Origin of the sequence: Ectopseudomonas oleovorans (assembly GCF_029845265.1) — a bacterium.
GTDB lineage: Bacteria > Pseudomonadota > Gammaproteobacteria > Pseudomonadales > Pseudomonadaceae > Aquipseudomonas > Aquipseudomonas oleovorans.
Genome location: NZ_JAOCLK010000002.1, coordinates 83,146 through 102,180, shown reverse-complemented (window position 1 = coordinate 102,180; position 19,035 = coordinate 83,146). Strand labels below are relative to the sequence as shown.

The window sequence follows — 19,035 nt, the reverse complement described above, 5'->3', positions numbered from 1 at the left end:
AAATCTTTATATATCGGCAACTGCGCTGAAATAACCCCTCGCCAAGATTCCCCCCAGCACGAACGAGCCCTGCGCTCGGGTGTTTTCAACACTAAAAGTCCAACAGGGGAATTTCTCGATGATCCGTAAGCACTTCGCCGGTTTCGCAGCCAGCGCCCTGGCCCTGGCCGTTTCCGCCCAGGCTTTCGCCGGTACCGTCACCACTGACGGCGCCGATATCGTGATCAAGACCAAAGGTGGCCTTGAGGTCGCAACCACCGACAAAGAGTTCAGCTTCAAGCTGGGCGGCCGTCTGCAGGCCGACTACGGTACCTTCGATGGCTTCTACACCCGCGACGGTGACAAGGGCGACGCCGCCTACTTCCGTCGTGCCTTCCTAGAACTGTCCGGTACCGTCTACAAGGATTGGAAGTACGTCATTAGCTACGACCTGGCTCACAACGCTGGTAACAGCGATGACGGTTACTTCGACGAAGCATCGGTAACCTACACCGGTTTCAACCCGGTCAATATTCGTGTTGGCCGCTTCGACCCGGACTTCGGTCTGGAGAAAGCCACCAGCTCGAAGTGGATCACTGCCATCGAGCGTTCCTCCATCTATGAGATTGCCGACTGGGTCAACGGCCACGAGAACGGTCTGGGCGTACAGGCTAGCTCGGTAATCGGCAACATGGCATTCATGTCCGGTGGTGTTAGTGCCAAGGACAGCAACGACACCGACGGCGAGAGTGTGAAACAGTTCAACGTGCGCGGTGTATTCGCACCGATGGCTGAGGCAGGTAACGTTCTGCACCTGGGCTTGAACTACGCAACCCGTGATCTGGATGACACTGTTACCGATGCCCGTGTCCGTCCTCGTCTGACCGTACGCGGCGTTAGCACCAATGGCGGTAATGATGCTGGCACTAACGGCAACCGCGCGATTTTTGGTGGCGATGCCACCTCGATCTACGGTGGTACTAACACCGCTTACCGTGCAGGTGATCTCGATAACGATTCCGCCTGGGGTGCGGAACTGGCCTATGCCATGGGCCCGTTCTCCGCTCAAGCCGAATACCTGGCGCGCAAACTGAAGGCTGACCGCGCTGGCATCGAAGATATCAAGGCCAACGGTTACTACGCGCAACTGGCCTACACCCTGACCGGCGAATCCCGCGGTTACCGCCTGGATGGTGCACGTTTCGATGCGATCAAACCATCCAACAAGCAGCTGGGTGCCTGGGAAGTCTTCTACCGTTACGACAACATCAAGATCGAAGACGACAACGTCACCGTTGCCACCGCCACGCGCGAAGTGGGCGATACCAAGGCCAAGCTGCATACCGTGGGCGCGAACTGGTACGCCAACGATGTGGTCAAGGTCAGTGCCAACTACATCAAGGCCAAAACTGACGGTATCACCAACGCTGCCGGTGATGACGACGGTGACGCCTTTGTAATGCGCCTGCAGTACGCGTTCTAAGTGCTCCACTGATTGTGCTCCTGCTTGAGCCCCGCCAATGGCGGGGCTTTTTTATCTCAGCGTTGCAAGTGTTTGTTTTAAGACAGAGACAAGCCCCAGGCTAAACTCCTCGGAGATTTTCTGGTTTGTATGATTTTTGATCGGATTGGGGCGTCGAAAAACAGCATTGATCAGGCCAGCCTGAAATACGAGGCTCATTCAGACAATCCTTGGAGATATATTGCAGTCTGGCTTCTTGGATTCAGCTCATGCCCCTCACCATCATCGATTCGCTTCATGCTTTGCCCGCCGAGGTATGGGACGGGTTGCTGGCGCAGCCACAACCGTTCTTGCGCCACGCCTTTCTCAGTGCGCTGGAGGACAGCGGCAGTGTTGGCGGACACAGTGGCTGGCTGCCTTCGCACCGGCTCTGGTGCGATGAGCACGGGACGGTGCAGGCCGTGCTGCCGGCTTATCTGAAGCAGCACTCCTACGGTGAGTACGTGTTCGATCACGGCTGGGCTGACGCCTGTCGCCGTGCCGGTATCGGCTACTACCCCAAGCTGCTGGGCGCCGTACCGTTCTCTCCGGTAACCGGGGCGCGCTTGCTGGGCGATGCCCATGCGGCCGGGCAGTTGCTCGACGCGCTGACAGCCGGGCTGGACGCGGAAGAGTTGTCGAGCCTGCATATCAACTTCACCAGCCCGGCCTGCGATGCCGTCGTGGTGCAACGACCGGGTTGGCTGGAGCGCCTCGGTTGCCAGTTCCACTGGCACAATCGGGGTTACCGGGATTTTCAGGACTTTCTCGATGCGCTCAGTTCGCGCAAACGCAAGCAGATGCGCAAGGAGCGTGAGCAGGTCGCGGGGCAGGGCATCGAGTTCGACAGGCGTCTGGGCCATGAGCTGAGCGAAACTGACTGGGACTTCGTCTACCACTGTTACGCCAATACCTACCATGTGCGCGGTCAGGCGCCCTATCTGACGCGGGATTTCTTCAGCCTGTTGGCCGAACGCATGCCCGAGATGATTCGTGTGGTGTTCGCCCGGCAGCACGGTCGTCCGCTGGCCATGGCCTTCAGCCTGGTCGATGGCGATACCTTTTATGGCCGCTATTGGGGCTGCCTGGCCGAATTCGACCGGCTGCATTTTGAAACCTGCTTCTATCAGGACATGGAGTTGGCCATCGCCGAAGGTCTGCAACGCTTCGATGCTGGCGCGCAGGGTGAGCACAAATTGATTCGCGGTTTCGAGCCGGTCATCACTCGCTCTTGGCATTATCTCTGCCATCCTGGGCTGCATGCTGCGGTTGCCGAGTTTCTCGAGCAGGAGCGCTCTGGCGTGCGGGTTTACGCTGAACAGGCGCGCAGTTATCTGCCTTTTCGTCAGTCTGGCGAAGCCTGATCGAGCGATCAGGTTATCGCGTAAGGTTCGCAACGGCTGTTTGTCATAAGTTCCCTGTGTCGGAGATTTTTGCAAAAACTCCATAGCTTTCAGCAAGAAGCCCGCTCACCTCTGCCACTAAATTCCGCCCTTACTTTCGCGACAAGCGTTTTGTCTGCACGGACCGGTCTGGTTGAGCTGTAGCGATGACAACGGTTGCGCAGTCGAAAGGGTGGTAACGCGATTTGCCGGCCGCAGGCGCAAGCCAGTCAGGCCGGAGACAGTGCGCAAGCACTTGCCGATGCAGTGCGTGGTGATTGTATTGCGCCGGAATCTACCCTGATCATGTCCGGCGGTCATCGGCGTGACGAGGAACAGAGACCGGAGCCCCGTATCCGCTCAGGCGGATGCGCTTTGCCAAACCGGGCACGGTGCCCAAGAACAACAAACGAGAGGGGATCCCCCCAATGACAGCTAGTACTCCAATGCTCGTCACCTTCGTGGTGTACATCGCAGCCATGGTACTGATCGGCCTGATCGCCTATCTGCGTACCAAGAACCTTTCCGACTACATCCTCGGTGGCCGCAGCCTCGGTAGCTTCGTGACCGCGCTGTCCGCTGGTGCCTCCGATATGAGTGGCTGGCTGCTGATGGGCTTGCCGGGTGCGATCTTCGTTGCCGGTCTGTCGGAAAGCTGGATCGCCATCGGCTTGATTGCCGGCGCCTATCTCAACTGGTTGTTCGTCGCCGGCCGTTTGCGCGTGCAGACCGAGCACAACGGCAATGCCCTGACCCTGCCGGATTACTTCACCAACCGTTTCGAGGACAACAGCCGCCTGCTGCGAATCTTCTCGGCGCTGGTGATCCTGGTGTTCTTCACCATCTACTGCGCCTCGGGTGTGGTGGCCGGTGCCCGCCTGTTCGAGAGCACCTTCGGCATGTCTTACGGCACCGCCCTGTGGGCCGGCGCTGCAGCGACCATCGCCTACACCTTCATCGGTGGTTTCCTGGCGGTTAGCTGGACCGATACCGTGCAGGCCACGCTGATGATCTTCGCACTGATCCTCACCCCGATCGTGGTGATGATCGCCACCGGTGGCTTCGATCCGGCCATGGTGGCCATCGAGGCGGTCGACGCCACCAACTTCGACATGCTCAAGGGCGCCACCTTCGTGGGTGTGATCTCGCTGATGGCCTGGGGCCTGGGCTACTTCGGCCAGCCGCACATCCTGGCGCGCTTCATGGCCGCCGATTCGGTCAAGTCGATCCCGGCTGCCCGCCGTATCTCGATGACCTGGATGATCCTGACCCTGGCGGGTGCCGTGGCCGTAGGTTTCTTCGGTATCGCCTACTTCGCTGCAAACCCGGAAGTGGCGGGCCCGGTCGCCGAGAACCCGGAGCGCGTGTTCATCGAGCTGGCCAAGCTGCTGTTCAACCCCTGGATCGCCGGTATCCTGCTGTCCGCCATCCTGGCTGCGGTGATGAGCACCCTGAGCTGCCAACTGCTGGTGTGCTCCAGTGCGCTGACCGAAGACTTCTACAAGGCCTTCCTGCGTAAAGACGCTTCGCAGACCGAGCTGGTCTGGGTCGGCCGCGCCATGGTGCTGCTGGTCGCGTTGATCGCCATCGCCCTGGCGGCCAACCCGGACAACCGCGTCCTGGGCCTGGTGTCCTACGCCTGGGCCGGCTTCGGCGCTGCGTTCGGGCCGGTGGTCATTCTGTCACTGCTGTGGAAGGGCATGACCCGCAATGGCGCCCTGGCTGGCATGCTGGTCGGTGCCGCCACCGTGATCGTGTGGAAAAACTGGATTGGTCTGGGTCTGTACGAGATCATCCCGGGCTTCATCCTCGCTACCTTGGCCATCGTCATCTTCAGCCGCATCGGTAAGGCGCCGAGCCAGTCGATGCTGAGCCGCTTCGACCAGGCCGAGAGCGAGTACAAGTCGGTCTGATCCAGCTGGCTTGAATACAAGGCGATGACTGCCCGGCAGTCATCGCCTTTTTCGTTGTGCGCCCAGCATGGGCGCACTCCTGCGGGTGCAAGTCCCGCCGTAAGGTGATCACAGCGAACGAAGCGAAGCGCAACTGCATGAACGCCTGAGTTCCTACCTGGAGGGCTGGAAGGGCTACTACCGGTTGGCGCAAACGTCGCGAGTCTGGCAGATGCTGGACGAGTGGCTGCGTCATCGGTTGCGCGCGATCCAGCTCAAGCAGTGGAAGCAAGGCAAGACCATGTTCCGGGAGCTACGCGCACTGGGGGCAGGTCGTACAGTGGCACAACGGGTGGCGGCCAACAGCCGGCGCTGGTGGTGCAACATATGCCGATTATGGCACTAAGATAGGCGCACTTTAATTCGATGGATGTCGGTATGAGCAGCAATGACCCGCTTCACGGCCTGACCTTGCAGGCGATACTCGCGGCTCTGGTCGAGCGCATCGGTTGGGAGGGGCTGGCCCGCCAGGTCGACGTGCGCTGTTTCAAACATGAGCCGAGCATCAAGTCGAGCCTGACCTTTCTGCGCAAGACGCCCTGGGCACGGGCCAAGGTCGAGCAACTTTACCTGCAGCAGTTCAGGCCCTGAGGGCGTTCAGCTTCATCAGTTGAGTTCGAGCCCCAGAGTCTGCAAGGCCTGCCGGTAGCTGTTAGCGGCCATGCGCAGGCTGTTGTTGTGGTTGGCGCCGTCGATCAGCAGCAATTGCTTGGGCTCACGGGCCGCATCGAACAGGGCTTCGCTGAAACGGGCGGGCACGTAGCGGTCATCACGCCCGTGGGCGATCAGCACGGGGACGCCGACCGCGCCGATCTTGCTCAGTGAGTCGAACTCCTGCGACAGCAGCCAGCGCACCGGTAGCGAGGTATTGCTCACTGCGGTGGCCACATCGCCGAGGTTGGTGAAGCTGGATTCGACGATCAACCCCGCCGCTTGCGGCGACTGCTCGTCATCGGCCAGCTCATGGGCCAGGTTGACGGCCACCGCGCCGCCGAGGGAATGGCCGTAGATGAACCGCTTGCCCGCCTCTGGCTGCAGGCGCGCCAGGTGCTCCCAGGCGATCAGCGCATCCTGATAGACGCTGCGCTCGGAGGGTAGCGGGCCACGACTCTGGCCGAAGCCCCGGTAGTCCACCGCCAGCACCGAGAAGCCCATGGCGTGCAACTGCTCGATGCGGAACAGCTGGCCGGTCAGGTTCCAGCGTGAGCCATGCAGGTAGAGCAGCGCCGGGGCATCCTTGCGCGGCGCGGGCCACCACCAGGCATGCAGGCTTTCATCGGCTGCGAGCGCTGGCGATTGCAGCTGCACGTCCTCGACGCCAGCGGGCAGGCCGCTGAACCAGCGCGCGGTGCCGGGCTCGATACGAAACACCAGTTCGCGCTCGGTCTGCTCCAGTTTGGCGCAGCCGATGGGCAGGAGGACCAGCAGGCTGGCCAGAACGATCAGGCTCAGGCGACGGCGGCGCAGCAGAGCTAACCAGGGTGAGGGCATCGGCATACTCATGAACAGCAATGGATAATGCAGCCATGGACTGCACATCCGATGCCGGGTTTCGCCAGGGACTGAGCGCTGTGGTTACCAGGTATTACCGCCGGCTGATCTGCGCTGCGCTCATCGGCGTATCACACAGGGTGGAACTGCCGGGTTCGAGATAAGGCGCGAGGATCGGCGCCATGCCCTTGAGCACCTGTACCGGCAGGGCCGAGGTGAAGGTGAAGCGATCCGCCTCGCGTCCCGGTACGAATGCGGTCAGGGTGCCGTAGTGACGCGGGCCGAGGAAGAACACGAAGGTGGCCGTGCGGTTCATTGCCCGTGAACTGATCACCCGTCCGCCGGCTCCGACGCTTTCGATGCGGTTGTCACCGGTACCGGTCTTGCCGCCCAGGGTCAGATCACGCCCGTCCTGCAAGTGGAAGGTGCCCTGCAAGCGCCTTGCGGTACCGCCTTCGACCACCTGGGAAAGTGCATTGCGCAGCGCGGCCGCAACTTCCGAGGGCATCACTCGTTTGGCCCCGTGGGTGTTACGTTCGACCCGCGTCTCGTAGGGGGTGTCGGCGGCAAAGTGCAGTTCGTCGATGCGCAGTACCGGCTGGCGAATGCCGTCGTTCTGGATGATGCCCATCAGCTCGGCCAGCGCTGCCGGCCGGTCACCGGAACTGCCCAGGGCAGTGGCCAGAGAGGGCACCAGGTGCTGGAAGGGATAGCCGAGGTTCTTCCAGCGTCGGTGAATATCGGAGAAGGCCTCCACCTCCAGCATGATGCGGATACGGCTGTCGCGGGCACTCTTGTGCCGGGTGCGCAGCAGCCAGCCATAGACTTCCTGGCGCTCGTCGACGCTGGCTGCCACGGCGTCGCTGAAGGTGGCCTGCGGGTTGTCGATCAGATACTTCAGTAGCCACAGTTCCAATGGATGCACGCGAGCGATATAGCCCTGATCCGGCAGGCTGTAGGCGCCAGGGCCGTATTCCTTGTACAGACGCGCGATGCGTTGATCGGTAAGTTTTTCCTGTGGCAGTTGCGCCCGCAGAAAAGCGGCGAAGGTTTCTTCATCGGCCTGCGGCAGCAGGTAACGGTGCACAGCGCCCAGACGCACAGAGGTCTGGCGCAAACCGCTGATGAAGGTCTCCAGACGCTGCTGCTGCGGCTGGCCCTGGTACTTGCGCCAGAAGCGCAGCAGGAAGGTACGCCCCTCCTGGTCAGCGAAGCGTTGCAAATATTTCTGGCGGCGTGGGTCTTTGTCGTCCTTGAGCAGCTCGGCGCTGTTCTGATAGGTGCTGTAGCGCACCAGATCGCGCATCAAGCGCACGAACGGCAGGTTGATCGACTCGCGCAGGGATTCACGCAGGGTCGGGTTGCGGCCGTTGTCCTCGCGGCGGAAGTTACCGAAGGTGTGCAGGCCTCCGCCGGTAAAGAAGCGTTCGTGCGGGCTGGCCGAATAGCGTCGTTCCAGCGCAGCTTCCAACATGCTGGCCAGATCGGCGCCGGGGTTGGCCAGCAGATAGGCGACTGCCCAGCGGCTCAGGTAGTCCTGCTCGGCGATCTCGACGTTACGCAGCTCGGCCGGGTTCTTGTCGGCGTGGCGCTGATGCAGCTCGGCGATGATCTCCAGATAAGTCGCCAGCACCCGTAGCTTGGCGGTAGACCCCAGTTCCAGCTTGCTGCCTTCGTTGATGTCGAAGGGCTGGTCGGTGCTGTCGGTCTGCACGCGTACCCGACTGCCGGTGGCCGTGCGCTCGAACAGGGTGAAGCTGTAGCGCACCTCGGCGGTCTTTTCCGGGGACAGCAGGCGCTCGCCGAACAGGCCGATCTTGCCGGCGAATTCGGGGTCGGCCAGGCGTTGCAGGTAGAGGCTGGTCTCCTGCTGCAGATCGCGTTGCAGGGTGCTGCGTGCGGCCAGATCGAGGCGGTCCAGATCATACAGGGGCATGCCCAGCAGGTTGGACAGGCGTGAACGGGCCACGCTGATGCCCTTGTCGCTTTCCACCGGCCGTAGATTGGGTTCCTGTTGCCAGTCGCGGTATTGCAGCTTCTGCGTCAGCGCCGCGTCACGCAGCTCTGCGTCGATCAACCCGCCTGCCGCCAGCAGGCGGATATGACTCTCCGTCAGTGCTTCCATCTCCTTGCGCCCTTGTGCCAGATAGTAGGAGGGACGGCGTTGGGCGATCATCAGTGACAGCATCTGGCGCAGAGCCAGGCCACGCTCAGCCATACTGGCGTCGGGTGCACGGGCTGGGTCGAGTAGCGCATTGCTGCGCTCGAAATCCGCGCCGTACCAGATGCGCAGGCCGTCAGCCAGGCCATGGACCTCGCCATGCCCTGGGGCGGCTGACAGCGGTACGCTGTTGAGGTAATCGCGGACGATGCGCTGACGTGCCTCGAGCGTCTGTGGTCCGTGCTGATAGGCGCGCACGCTGGCGGAAATCATCTGCCGCAGCTTCTCGCCGGCAGACAGCGTCAAGCCATCGGGAGAGTGACGGTACTTCTCCAACTGCGTGGCCAGGGTACTGCCACCAGCGGACTGGTCCTGCACGTCGAGCATCTTGCCAAGCTGCGACAGTGCGGCCATGGCGAAGCGTGGCCAGTCTACCGCCGGGTTGGCCAGCGGTTGCGACGCGTCGAGCAGGTGTCGGTTCTCGATGAACAGCAGGCTATCGACCACCAGCGGCGCGATACTGGCGAAGTCGGCGTAGCCCTGCTGCGGGTAACGAAATTCGTAGAAGGGCGTACCCCGGCAGTCGCTGATGCTCAGGCCGCTCTGGCTTTTCTCGGTAAAGGGCGGGAACAGCCCTCGACGGCTGTAGGCCAGCAGGGCGTCGGAGAAGCGCGCCTGTTCGGTGATCTGATAATCGCGTTGGTGCAGGCGTTCCAGCATCAGCGGCAGATGGGCATAACCCTGGCGTTTGTCGAAGGGGCCGTCGCTTGGGTACAGGATCCGATCGCTGGGGCCAGGCTCGACCTGGTAGGTAAGGCTTGCGGCATAACGGCTCAGCTCGCGTGACTGCAGACGGGCGCTGCGTGATTCGAATACCAGCAGGGCAGTAGTGGCCAGTACCAGAACCGCCAGCACAAGGTAGAACGTCAGGCGCCAGTAACGCCCCGTTTTCGCAACCAGGTCATGCTGCCGTGGTTTGCCTTGCCATGCTGCACCCATAGATCACCGGCGTGGCCTGTCAGCATTGTTGCGAGGCGCCTGGCCGGCTGCTGACCTCAGCTCGCCAGGGCTGCGTCCTTTCTTCTGTCCTGATGACAGCTTAGACGCTGGCGGGCTGTCTGGCCGGCGGTTTTATCGATTGCCCGAGTGGTACGCCGCAGCGGGCAGGCCTGCTAGACTCGCCAGAGCGCATCGATGCAGGGCTGCACCATGCAACGCGACCACCGGGAACAGCTTCAGCAAAGCTGGCAGGCCAATGCCGACGCCTGGGCTGCTGCAGTGCGTGAGCAGCGCATCGAAAGCCGGCGCCTGGTCACCGATGCTGCGATCATCCAGGCCGTCTTGGCGCTGCAGCCCAAGCGGGTCCTGGACATTGGCTGCGGCGAGGGCTGGTTGTGCCGTGGTCTGGCCGAGCATGGCATCGAACCGGTCGGGGTGGATGCCTCTGCACCGCTGATCGAGGCGGCGCGCGCCGCGTGCGACGGGCGCAGTCAGTATCGGGTCTGTGGCTATGCCGAGCTGGAAGAGCATGCCGAGCAACTCGGGCGTTTCGAGGTGCTGGTCTGCAACTTCACCCTGCTTGAAGAACCCTTGCAGCCGATTCTGCGCAGCCTGCACGGCTTGCTGGTACCTGGCGGCAGTCTGCTGATCCAGACACTGCATCCGTGGCGGGCCAGTCATGGCGAGCCTTATCAGGACGGTTGGCGGGTCGAGGATTTCGTCGGTTTCGGTGAGGGTTTCCAGGCGCCGATGCCCTGGTTCTTCCGTACGCTGCAATCCTGGTTGACGCTCATCGGCGAAACCGGCTGGCGCCTGGAGTGGCTGCAGGAGCCGCTTCACCCCGAGAGTGTTCAGCCAGTCTCCCTGCTGTTATTGCTCAAGCCACTGTGAGCTGAAGGCCGGCAGGCGACCTGTTGATCATCAGTTGGCTGCCGGATCCGCCGCCAGGCGCCCGGCGTCCTGAAGCAAGGCCTTGAGGAACGCTTCCTGCAGTTCGGGGTCATTGCGTGTCAGCTCGATCAGACTCTGCTCCAGTTCACTGGCCTCTTCTTCAAGGCCCAGGTCGGACAGGCGTTTGACTCGATGAACCCATTGGTCGACATCATCGCCCTCAAGGTCATCGAAGATCAGATCATGTGCCTCGCGTAGCTTGCCGCGCAGGGTATGACTGACCATGAGCGTTGCTTCTGCGCGTGCGATGTCATCGCCAAGCTGGTCTTCAACGCTCAGTTGCAGCATGTTCAGACGGCCGATGTCCTGTTCGGTGAAGGGGCTGTCCAGCAGGTTGAGGCGCAGCACGCCGCTGTTGTCGGTGAGTAGCTCGAACTGCTGGTCACCCGCCTTGACCTGCACCGGGCGCTCGCTCCAGGGCAGGTTGGTGTATTCCATGCGCCTGTCGCGCTGCACCTCGTTGATGCTCGCCAGGTTCTGCTCAGCGCGCCCATTGGACTCGACGTTCATGAACGGGTTGAGCCCGGCCATGCCGTAACTGATCCAGTCGCGGGTCGCGGTTTCCGGCAGGCTGCCGAGCAATACGACATTGAGGATGTTGGCGCCCACACCGGCTACCACGGCTACTGCGCCCATTGGCACTTCGTAGAGTTCGCGCCAGGGTTGGTAGGGGGTGTAACGGTCGTAGCGACGGGTCACCTCGAAGGTCGTGACCTCGTAGCTCTTCTGGTCATGCACACGCACCCGGCGCTGCGGCAGCTCCAGCACCTTGGGTTCGCCGGCATCAATCTGCAACTGGTGATCCAGCAGTTTGCGTTCGACGCGCTCCTCGTGTTCGCTGCGTTGCGGCAACTGATTGGCGCAGCCGCTGAGGAAGAGGGCGCCGCACAGGGCGGCACCGATGAGGCGAAGGTTGTTGCTCGTGTGCATGATGTCTCGGTAGGGCGTGATCAGCGGCGGATGCGGGCTTGCAGGAAAGGCAGGATCTCGGCCAGCGGCACGGCTTGCGGGTCGGTTTCGGCGCGGCTCTTGTACTCGAGGTTGCCCTCGGCCAGGCCACGGTCGCTGACCACGACGCGGTGCGGAATACCGATCAGCTCCATGTCGGCGAACTTGATGCCGGGGCTGGTTTTCTTGTCGCGGTCATCCAGTAGCACTTCATAGCCGGCGGCGGTCAACTCGGCATACAGTTTGTCGGTGGCTTCGCGCACCTGCTCGGTTTCGTAGCGCAGCGGCACCAGGGCGATCTGGAACGGCGCCAGGGCATCGTTCCAGCGAATGCCGCGCTCGTCGAAGTTCTGCTCGATGGCGGCTGCCACCACGCGCGATACGCCGATGCCGTAGCAGCCCATGGTCAGAGTCACCGGCTTGCCGTTCTCGCCGAGCACCTGGCAGTTCATCGCCTCGCTGTACTTGGTGCCGAGCTGGAAGATGTGGCCGACTTCGATGCCGCGCTTGATTTCCAGAGTGCCCTGGCCGTCCGGGCTGGGGTCGCCGGCAACGACGTTGCGCAGGTCGGCAACCTCCGGCAGCGGCAGGTCGCGTTCCCAGTTGACGCCAAAGTAGTGCTTGTCTTCGATGTTGGCACCGGCGGCGAAATCGCTCATCAGCGCTACGCTGCGGTCGATGATGCAGGGGATCGGCAGGTTGACCGGGCCCAGCGAGCCGGGGCCGGCGCCGATGGCTGCGCGAATCTCGGCTTCGCTGGCCATCTGTAGCGGGCTGGCCACCTGCTCCAGGTTGGCGGCCTTGATCTCGTTGAGTTCGTGGTCGCCACGCACGATCAGGGCGATCAGCTTGCCTTCCTCGGCGGCGTGCACCACCAGGGTCTTGATGGTCTTCTCGATGGCCAGGCCAAAACCTTGAACCAGTGCATCGATGGTCTTGGTATCGGGGGTATCGACCAGGCGCATCGCTTCGGTCGCAGCACCGCGCGTTTTCTCGCGCGGGATGGCTTCGGCTTTCTCGATGTTGGCGGCGTAGTCGGAGACATTGCTGAAAGCGATATCGTCTTCACCCGAGTCGGCCAGCACATGGAATTCGTGCGAGCCGGTGCCGCCGATGGAGCCGGTATCGGCCTGCACCGGACGGAAGTTCAGGCCCAGGCGGCTGAACACGTTGCAGTACGCCTGATGCATGCGGTCATAGGTTTCCTGCAGCGACGCCTGGTCGGCATGGAAGGAATAGGCGTCCTTCATGATGAACTCACGGCCGCGCATCAGACCGAAGCGCGGACGGATTTCGTCACGGAACTTGGTCTGGATCTGATACAGGTTGATCGGCAACTGCTTGTAGCTGTTCAGCTCGTTGCGGGCCAGATCGGTGATCACTTCTTCATGAGTCGGGCCAACGCAAAATTCGCGGTCATGGCGATCCTTGACGCGCAGCAACTCGGGGCCGTACTGCACCCAGCGCCCGGATTCCTGCCACAGCTCGGCCGGCTGAATGGCGGGCATCAGCACCTCCAGGGCGCCGGCGGCGTTCATCTCCTCGCGCACCACGTTCTCGACCTTGCGCAGTACGCGCAGGCCCATCGGCAGCCAGGTGTACAGGCCGGAGGCCAGCTTGCGGATCATGCCGGCACGCAGCATCAGCTGGTGGCTGATCACCACGGCATCGGAAGGGGTTTCTTTCAGGGTCGAGAGCAGGAACTGACTGGTACGCATGTTTGGCCGTTCTGTCGGTTGCGAGGGCTTGGAATAGGCGGGCATTGTACGGTGCCTATACAGTGGCGTACAGGACGGGCGCAGGGCACGAGTGCTGCTGCGTTCGCCGGGAGGAATAAATAGTGGGACTGACTGCACTTGAGGTTCAGACCCTGATTCGGGGTGGGCTACCAATGGCCGAGGACATCGATCTGCGGATCGACCGGCTCGACGAGGAGGGCGTGCTGGCGCGTGTCCCCTTTCATACCAAATTGGTGCGTCCGGGCGGGACGCTGTCTGGCCCGACCATCATGGCGCTGGGGGATGCGGCGATGTATGCCGTGGTGCTGGGGCGTCTGGGGCGGGTGGAGATGGCGGTGACGTCCAATCTCAATATCAACTTTCTGGTCAAACCCAAGCCGGTGGATTTGTTGGCAGAGGCGCGAATACTGCGCTTGAGTCGGCGTCAGGCCGTCTGTGAGGTTTCGCTTTATTCAGCGGGTAACGAGGATGAGTTGGTTGCGCATGTAACGGGGACATACGCGTTGCCGATTTAAATCTCTAGGGGCTAAATAAAGAAACCCGGCCATGGCCGGGTTTCTTTTATACCGCTATCGAGTAGCGCTGACGTTACAGAACGCTCAGCGGGTATTCGACGATCAGGCGGAAGTCGTTGTTGTCTGCGCCGTACTCATCATTTTGAACGCTGTTGGCACGCCAGATAGCGCTACGCAGGCGGAAGGAGAGATCCTTAGCGGCGCCTTCCTGGATGACGTACTTAGTTTCGAAGTTGAACTCGTGCTCTTTGCCCTCTTCGCCAACACCGGTATCGATATTGTCGCCATAGACATAACGAGTCATGAAGCTCAAGCCCGGAACACCATACTCGGCCATGTTCAGGTCATAGCGAACCTGCCAGGAGCGCTCGTCCTTGCGGTCGAAGTCGGAGTATTGAATGGAGTTGGCAGTCCAGATGGTACCACCGCCGTCGATGCCGTAGGCGTAAGCCGTATCACCGGAGGAACGCTGGTGTGCAATGGTGAACGTATGGGCGCCCAGGGAGTAGGCTGCTGCCAGGCTCCAGAGTTTGTTATCGATTTCGCCAGACAGCTTACGACCGTCATCGTCAGTTTTATAGGCATTGAAGTCGAAATTCAGCGCCTGATTTTCTGCCAGAGGCAGATTGTAGTTCAGGTTGATGTATTTCTTTTTCAGATGGTCTTCAACGTCGGAGGCGTGAATCGCACCGCTGAAGTTGTCAGTAAAGCTATAGCTGGCACCAACAATGTTGGCTTCAGTCAGCTCGCGACCATCGCGACCAGTAGCTGTTTGGCGGCTGATGGCTGTGAAGCGACCGGCAGTCAGCTCAAGACCTTCGATTTCATTACTGGTGAGCAAGGTACCAGTGGCCACTTCCGGCAGAATGCGGGCGTCATCGGTAGTGAAGACTGGGCTCGCAACCATCTGATTGCCATACTTGAGTACGGTGTCAGAAATGCGGAATTTTATAGCACCGCCAACTTCGCTCTGCGTATCTTCTGCTTCGCCTTCTCCATTCTTGGAGAACTGGCCAATACCAGCACGACCCTTGCCAGTATCGAGCTTGATGCTGCTTAAGGAGTGAGCGTCAACACCTACACCAACGGTACCTTGGGTGAAGCCAGACTCATACAAAAGACGAATGCCAAGGCCGAATTCTTCGCTGTAACCGTTACGCTTGTCGGACGCGTCATCGGTTGTGGTGTCTGCGCCATTTTTGTAGTCACGGTTGTGATACAGGGCACGGTTGAAAATGTTGAAGCTGCTGTCTTCGATAAAGCCATTCGACTCGGACTGGCTGGACGCCACGGCCATTTGGCTGGTGCCCGCGGCGACTGCCAGGGCGATTACGCTCCACTTCATCACTTGCATCGTGATTGCTCCTTTGGTTTAGAAGAGTTGCGCTGCCCACTGTTTTTTTATATGGGCGGCTCTTTCTTTTTGTGTCGGCGGTAACTTATAGCACGCAGCCAAGGTTGGCGATAGTTGCAGTCTATTCGTTGCGACTTCTGCGGCTCCGTGTCGCATGGAGTTGAGGGAATGTCGCAAATGTGTAGCTCTGCAGCGCGTGCTACGGCTGGCCGACGTTTTCGCGGTTCTGCGGTGCCGGGTACCGCTGTTATTCAACGACTGCACGGCTTGCCGGGCATTGTGTTGGACATTAGCAAGAGTCGTGCTCAAAACCGGATGTGCTCTGTAAAACCTTGTTTTTACGCTGTGTGGGGCCTTATATCAGGTCAGCGGACTCAAGGGTGGCGCGGGTTTGTCGCGACTGGGTGTGCTGTCGGCAGTTCGCAGTCAGGGGCCTGTTTGGGCCTGGCCAGGGCCTGCATGGGGTAACGCCTGGGGGCATGCATTATGAGTAGAAGCATCATGTTGCACGGCTGCGGTGCGTCTCAGTATCGAGTGCCTTGCGCTGGTGCAGGGGCTGCGGATGAATTGTCCGATGGGCCCGCGTATGCTGCGCGCCATCGCGTGGCCCAGGCGCTACGCTTGAGTGATCTGTTCAAAGGAGAAGAATCGCCATGTTCGCTCTGGATTCACGTCTTCAGCAGGATTGCCTGCTGGTCGGGGACTTTGCATTGAGTCGTCTGCTGTTGATGAACGATGCCCACTACCCCTGGTTTATCCTCGTTCCGCGTCGAGAGGAAGTGAGCGAGCTGTTCCAGCTCGATGCGGCTGATCAGCGTCAGCTGTGGCAGGAAACCACGCTGCTGGCCGAAACCCTCAAGGATACTTTTGCCGCCGACAAGATGAATGTCGCCACGCTTGGCAATGTGGTGAGTCAGCTGCATATGCATGTGATCGTGCGTCGGCGCGATGACATTGCCTGGCCCGCGCCGGTCTGGGGGCGGCATCCGGCGCAGCCTTACGAGGCGAGTCAGGTCGAGCAGATCATCGCCAGGTTGCGGCTGGTGCTGACCAGGGATTTTCAGTTTGCCGGAGAGCCTGCATGAGCCTTGAGTCGCGGATCATGGAGCTGGAAAGCCGCCTGGCTTTTCAGGATGACACCATTCAGGCATTGAGTGATGAGCTGGTCGAGCAGGGCAAGCGTATCGAGCGCATGCAGTTGCAGCTAAAGGTTCTGGCGCGTCGCCAGGAGGAATTGAGTGGGCAGGCGGGGATTGCCGAAGACCAAGCGCCGCCTCCGCACTATTGATGTGAAAAAGCCCGGTTTCCCGGGCTTTGCTTTGGCTGCCGCTCAGCGCCGCGCAGGGGGCGCTGCGATCACGTCTTCGGCCTGCAGGCCCTTGTCACGCTGCATGACCGAGAACTCCACACGTTGGCCTTCGACCAGTACGCGGTGGCCTTCGCCGCGAATGGCGCGAAAGTGCACGAAGATATCCTCGCCCGAGTCGCGGGAAATGAAGCCAAAGCCTTTGGATGTATTGAACCACTTGACCGTGCCAGTCTCGCGATCGTCATCGCCGAAGCTGCTGCTGACGCTGGTAGGCTGCGAGGGTGCGCGTTGTTCTGGGCTGCGAGGGGCGGTCTTCAGGTGTGCGGCAAGGTTCAGCGCCACGGCGACGAGCAGGGTCAGCAGTGGCAGCCAGATGGCTGGTTGACCGCCAATGTTGGGCAGTGGGGCAAGCAGGATCAGACTTTGTATCACCGTGGCCAGTATCAGCAGTGCAGAAGACAGGCCGAGCAGTTGCTGCCGTGCAGCCGGAGCGCTCTGTTGTTGCGAGGCGGCCAGCAGGTTGAGCAGGCCAGTCAGTGCCAGGTAGACGGCATCAGGGGTGGTCAGCAATGAAGTGGAAAAACCGGGTACGGCGCAAAGCAGCAGGGCAGCAAACCCTGTAACGAGATGGGCAATCTTCAACATCTTCGATGAACTCACTAATTGATGATGACTCAAGGTGTTGCGGAGGGAGCGCGCTTCGCTAGTGGCCAACTGAACGGCCATGGCGCGCGCCGGTATACAAGGTTGGCCATGCCACAGGAAGGTGATATGGCAGGCCGGCCTATTTAACAGCAAAGAAGATGGCTTCTCAAATCAAGCGCTTACTATCGCTTCGCTGATCGCGGGGTGTACCTGATTGCGTCCTGCACGCTTGGCTTGATAGAGCGCATCATCGGCACGGGTCAGGAGGGATTCGAACGTGTCACCGTTTTCGGCTAGAGCGCAGCCGAAGGACGCAGTGATGCTGTCCAGAATCTGGTCCGTGCGTCTGACCTTGACCCGCAGGGACTGAATCTTGTTGCGCAATTGTTCGGCGAAGGTCAGTACCTCGCCAAGGCTGGCGCAATTGCGCAGCACGACGCAGAACTCCTCGCCCCCATAGCGCGCTGCGAAAGCCTCGGGTGGCAACAGGTTGCGCAGCAGTTGCTCGACATGCTGGAGTACGCGGTCGCCCAGGGGGTGGCCGTACTGATCGTTGAACTGCTTGAAATGATCGATATCCAGCATCAGCAACGCCAGCCCGTCTGTTGACTCGCTCAGGGCGCATTCCAGCAGGCGGGTAAAGGCGTGGCGATTGAATACGCGGGTCAGGCTGTCGAGCGTTGCAGCCAGGTGGGCGCGCTCCAGTTGGCTACGCAGATGGGTTATTTCCTGCTGTGCGGCGCGCAGGCGATAGAGGAATTTTTCCTGCTGGTCGTGCATCAGTTGCGTGCTTTCCTGCAGCTCGCTGAGCACGCCCGGCAGATCGTCGATGATCGGCTCCTGCAGGGCGCTGAGACCCTGGCTCAGGCTCTGCTGGTAGTGCTGGCTACCGATCACGCTGCTGGAAACGTTGCCTTCGATGTCGTCGACCAGCTCGATGACTTGTTGCTGGCCGGCGCGTGCTTCTTCCAGTTCGCCGCGGATGATGTAGTCGCGAAACAGGCGGCTGGCGGTTTCCGGGGGGAATACGTCGAAGTCCTCGACCACCTTGTCCAGGCGTCGGTTGAGTTCGGGTTCGCTGCCTCTGCTGTAGGTGTACCAGAGTGCATAGTGCACCGGGTTGGGCGGTATGGCGTGGCGCATCATCAGCGGCACCGCTTGTTTCAGTAGTTCCGCCGCCTCGCGGGTTTCTTCCGGGTAGAGGTTGATGATGCTGGGCGGTTTGTTCGCTTGACTCATTGCGGCAGGAACTCGCTGGCTAATGGCCAGAGCATAGATCAGGGGATAACTATGTGCCTAATGAAAAGGCCCGGATGACCGTAATGCTGTTCACATAAGAAATGGTCGGACGCGATGAGTCCCCTCGCCCCTTTGGGGAGAGGGCTAGGGCGGGCCGCGTTCGGAGAGGGAAAACTGGCAGGTTTGCGGTGTTTTCAGCCCTCTCCCCCAGCCCCTCTCCACTAGGCGTGCCCCCAATGTATGGGAGAGGGGAGCCAAGCGTGTGCAACCTTAAGTGAACAGCATTCCCGGATAACCGGGCCTTGGGAGTCAGGCTGCGAGCAGACTGCGCAGCATCCAGGCGGTTTTCTCGTGTACCTGCATGCGTTGGGTCAGCAGATCAGCCGTCGGTTCGTCACTGACCTTGTCGAGCAGCGGGAAGATATCGCGAGCAGTGCGCACCACGGCTTCCTGGCCCTGAACCAGCTGTTTGATCATGTCTTCTGCCGTGGGCACGCCTTCTTCTTCCTTGATCGACGACAGGCGAGCGTACGCGGCGTAGGTGCCCGGTGCCGGGAAGCCCAGAGCGCGAATACGTTCGGCAATGGCGTCGACGGCCAGGGCCAGTTCGGTGTACTGCCCTTCGAACATCAGGTGCAGGGTGTTGAACATCGGGCCGGTGACGTTCCAGTGGAAGTTGTGGGTCTTCAGATACAGCGTGTAGGTGTCGGCAAGCAGGTGCGAAAGGCCTTCGGCAATGGCGGCGCGATCCTGTTCGGCGATTCCGATATTGATTTCCATGATTTCTCCTTTCAGTTGGTCCGGGCGTGGCCCGCATGATGAGTGAAGGCTAACACGCGGGCTGCCAGGATGAACCTGGCTTATATCAAT

The 19,035-nt window shown here is 60.8% G+C and carries 17 protein-coding genes and 1 pseudogene; 9 read left to right on the top strand and 9 right to left on the bottom strand.

The window, feature by feature from the left end:
* Positions 1–118: 118 nt before the first annotated feature.
* Complete coding sequence (locus N5J71_RS01920) at positions 119–1,462, top strand: OprO/OprP family phosphate-selective porin (RefSeq protein ID WP_279916193.1); 1,344 nt, start codon at positions 119–121, stop codon at positions 1,460–1,462.
* Between the two features lie 51 nt (positions 1,463–1,513).
* On the opposite strand, the gene N5J71_RS01915 is transcribed toward N5J71_RS01920, so the two are convergent.
* Positions 1,514–1,660 carry a hypothetical protein gene (locus tag N5J71_RS01915; protein ID WP_206409250.1) on the bottom strand — a complete coding sequence of 49 codons (147 nt, stop codon included), beginning with the start codon at positions 1,658–1,660 and terminating at the stop codon, positions 1,514–1,516.
* 50 nt (positions 1,661–1,710) lie between these two features.
* Between N5J71_RS01915 and N5J71_RS01910 the strand changes: the two genes are divergently transcribed.
* The 4 genes and pseudogenes from N5J71_RS01910 to N5J71_RS01895 all read left to right on the top strand — a co-directional run bounded on the left by N5J71_RS01910 (position 1,711) and on the right by N5J71_RS01895 (position 5,405).
* Positions 1,711–2,844: a GNAT family N-acetyltransferase gene (locus N5J71_RS01910; RefSeq protein ID WP_279916192.1), complete on the top strand. Its 1,134-nt coding sequence runs from the start codon at positions 1,711–1,713 to the stop codon at positions 2,842–2,844.
* A 446-nt stretch (positions 2,845–3,290) separates the two neighbouring features.
* Positions 3,291–4,775 carry a sodium/proline symporter PutP gene (gene putP / locus N5J71_RS01905; RefSeq protein ID WP_279916191.1) on the top strand — a complete coding sequence of 495 codons (1,485 nt, stop codon included), beginning with the start codon at positions 3,291–3,293 and terminating at the stop codon, positions 4,773–4,775.
* Positions 4,776–4,893: 118 nt separating this feature from the next.
* Positions 4,894–5,160, top strand: a pseudogene (locus N5J71_RS01900) (group II intron maturase-specific domain-containing protein); the annotation flags it as partial.
* A gap of 32 nt (positions 5,161–5,192) precedes the next feature.
* On the top strand, positions 5,193–5,405 hold the full coding sequence (locus N5J71_RS01895; protein ID WP_279916190.1) for a VF530 family protein: 213 nt from the start codon (positions 5,193–5,195) through the stop codon (positions 5,403–5,405).
* A gap of 15 nt (positions 5,406–5,420) precedes the next feature.
* Here N5J71_RS01895 and N5J71_RS01890 read toward each other — a convergent pair whose 3' ends face one another.
* Both N5J71_RS01890 and N5J71_RS01885 read right to left on the bottom strand, forming a co-directional pair.
* Positions 5,421–6,305 carry an alpha/beta hydrolase gene (locus N5J71_RS01890; protein ID WP_279916189.1) on the bottom strand — a complete coding sequence of 295 codons (885 nt, stop codon included), beginning with the start codon at positions 6,303–6,305 and terminating at the stop codon, positions 5,421–5,423.
* 94 nt (positions 6,306–6,399) lie between these two features.
* A complete protein-coding gene (locus N5J71_RS01885) occupies positions 6,400–9,465 on the bottom strand; it encodes a transglycosylase domain-containing protein (protein WP_279916188.1) in 3,066 nt (1,021 codons plus the stop codon).
* A gap of 210 nt (positions 9,466–9,675) precedes the next feature.
* On the opposite strand from N5J71_RS01885, the gene N5J71_RS01880 reads away from it, so the two are divergent.
* Entirely contained in the window at positions 9,676–10,356 is a 681-nt protein-coding gene (locus tag N5J71_RS01880; RefSeq protein ID WP_206408916.1) for a class I SAM-dependent methyltransferase, read from the top strand.
* 30 nt (positions 10,357–10,386) lie between these two features.
* On the opposite strand, the gene N5J71_RS01875 is transcribed toward N5J71_RS01880, so the two are convergent.
* Together N5J71_RS01875 and N5J71_RS01870 are read right to left on the bottom strand one after the other, a co-directional pair.
* Complete coding sequence (locus N5J71_RS01875; RefSeq protein WP_279916187.1) at positions 10,387–11,346, bottom strand: hypothetical protein; 960 nt, start codon at positions 11,344–11,346, stop codon at positions 10,387–10,389.
* 20 nt (positions 11,347–11,366) lie between these two features.
* Positions 11,367–13,082, bottom strand: coding sequence for a proline--tRNA ligase (locus N5J71_RS01870; protein WP_279916186.1), 1,716 nt, complete (start codon positions 13,080–13,082; stop codon positions 11,367–11,369).
* 128 nt (positions 13,083–13,210) lie between these two features.
* Between N5J71_RS01870 and N5J71_RS01865 the strand changes: the two genes are divergently transcribed.
* Positions 13,211–13,618 (top strand): PaaI family thioesterase, encoded by a 408-nt coding sequence (locus N5J71_RS01865; RefSeq protein ID WP_279916209.1) that lies wholly within the window; start codon positions 13,211–13,213, stop codon positions 13,616–13,618.
* A gap of 73 nt (positions 13,619–13,691) precedes the next feature.
* On the opposite strand, the gene N5J71_RS01860 is transcribed toward N5J71_RS01865, so the two are convergent.
* Entirely contained in the window at positions 13,692–14,972 is a 1,281-nt protein-coding gene (locus N5J71_RS01860) for an OprD family porin (RefSeq protein WP_279916185.1), read from the bottom strand.
* Between the two features lie 653 nt (positions 14,973–15,625).
* Here N5J71_RS01860 and N5J71_RS01855 point away from each other — a divergent pair.
* Complete coding sequence (locus N5J71_RS01855) at positions 15,626–16,057, top strand: HIT family protein (RefSeq protein ID WP_074860309.1); 432 nt, start codon at positions 15,626–15,628, stop codon at positions 16,055–16,057.
* The gene (locus N5J71_RS01850) at positions 16,054–16,260 is read left to right on the top strand and encodes a SlyX family protein (protein WP_108234821.1); all 207 of its coding nucleotides are present in this window, start codon (positions 16,054–16,056) and stop codon (positions 16,258–16,260) included. The genes N5J71_RS01855 and N5J71_RS01850 overlap by 4 nt, the downstream gene beginning before the upstream one ends.
* A 42-nt stretch (positions 16,261–16,302) precedes the next feature.
* Here the strand turns inward: N5J71_RS01850 and N5J71_RS22455 are convergent, their stop codons facing one another.
* The 3 genes from N5J71_RS22455 to N5J71_RS01830 all read right to left on the bottom strand — a co-directional run bounded on the left by N5J71_RS22455 (position 16,303) and on the right by N5J71_RS01830 (position 18,945).
* Positions 16,303–16,926 (bottom strand): cold-shock protein, encoded by a 624-nt coding sequence (locus N5J71_RS22455; protein WP_108234820.1) that lies wholly within the window; start codon positions 16,924–16,926, stop codon positions 16,303–16,305.
* Positions 16,927–17,097: 171 nt separating this feature from the next.
* Positions 17,098–18,165 (bottom strand): GGDEF domain-containing protein, encoded by a 1,068-nt coding sequence (locus N5J71_RS01835; RefSeq protein WP_279916184.1) that lies wholly within the window; start codon positions 18,163–18,165, stop codon positions 17,098–17,100.
* Positions 18,166–18,474: 309 nt separating this feature from the next.
* Entirely contained in the window at positions 18,475–18,945 is a 471-nt protein-coding gene (locus tag N5J71_RS01830) for a Dps family protein (RefSeq protein ID WP_279916183.1), read from the bottom strand.
* Positions 18,946–19,035: the final 90 nt, after the last annotated feature.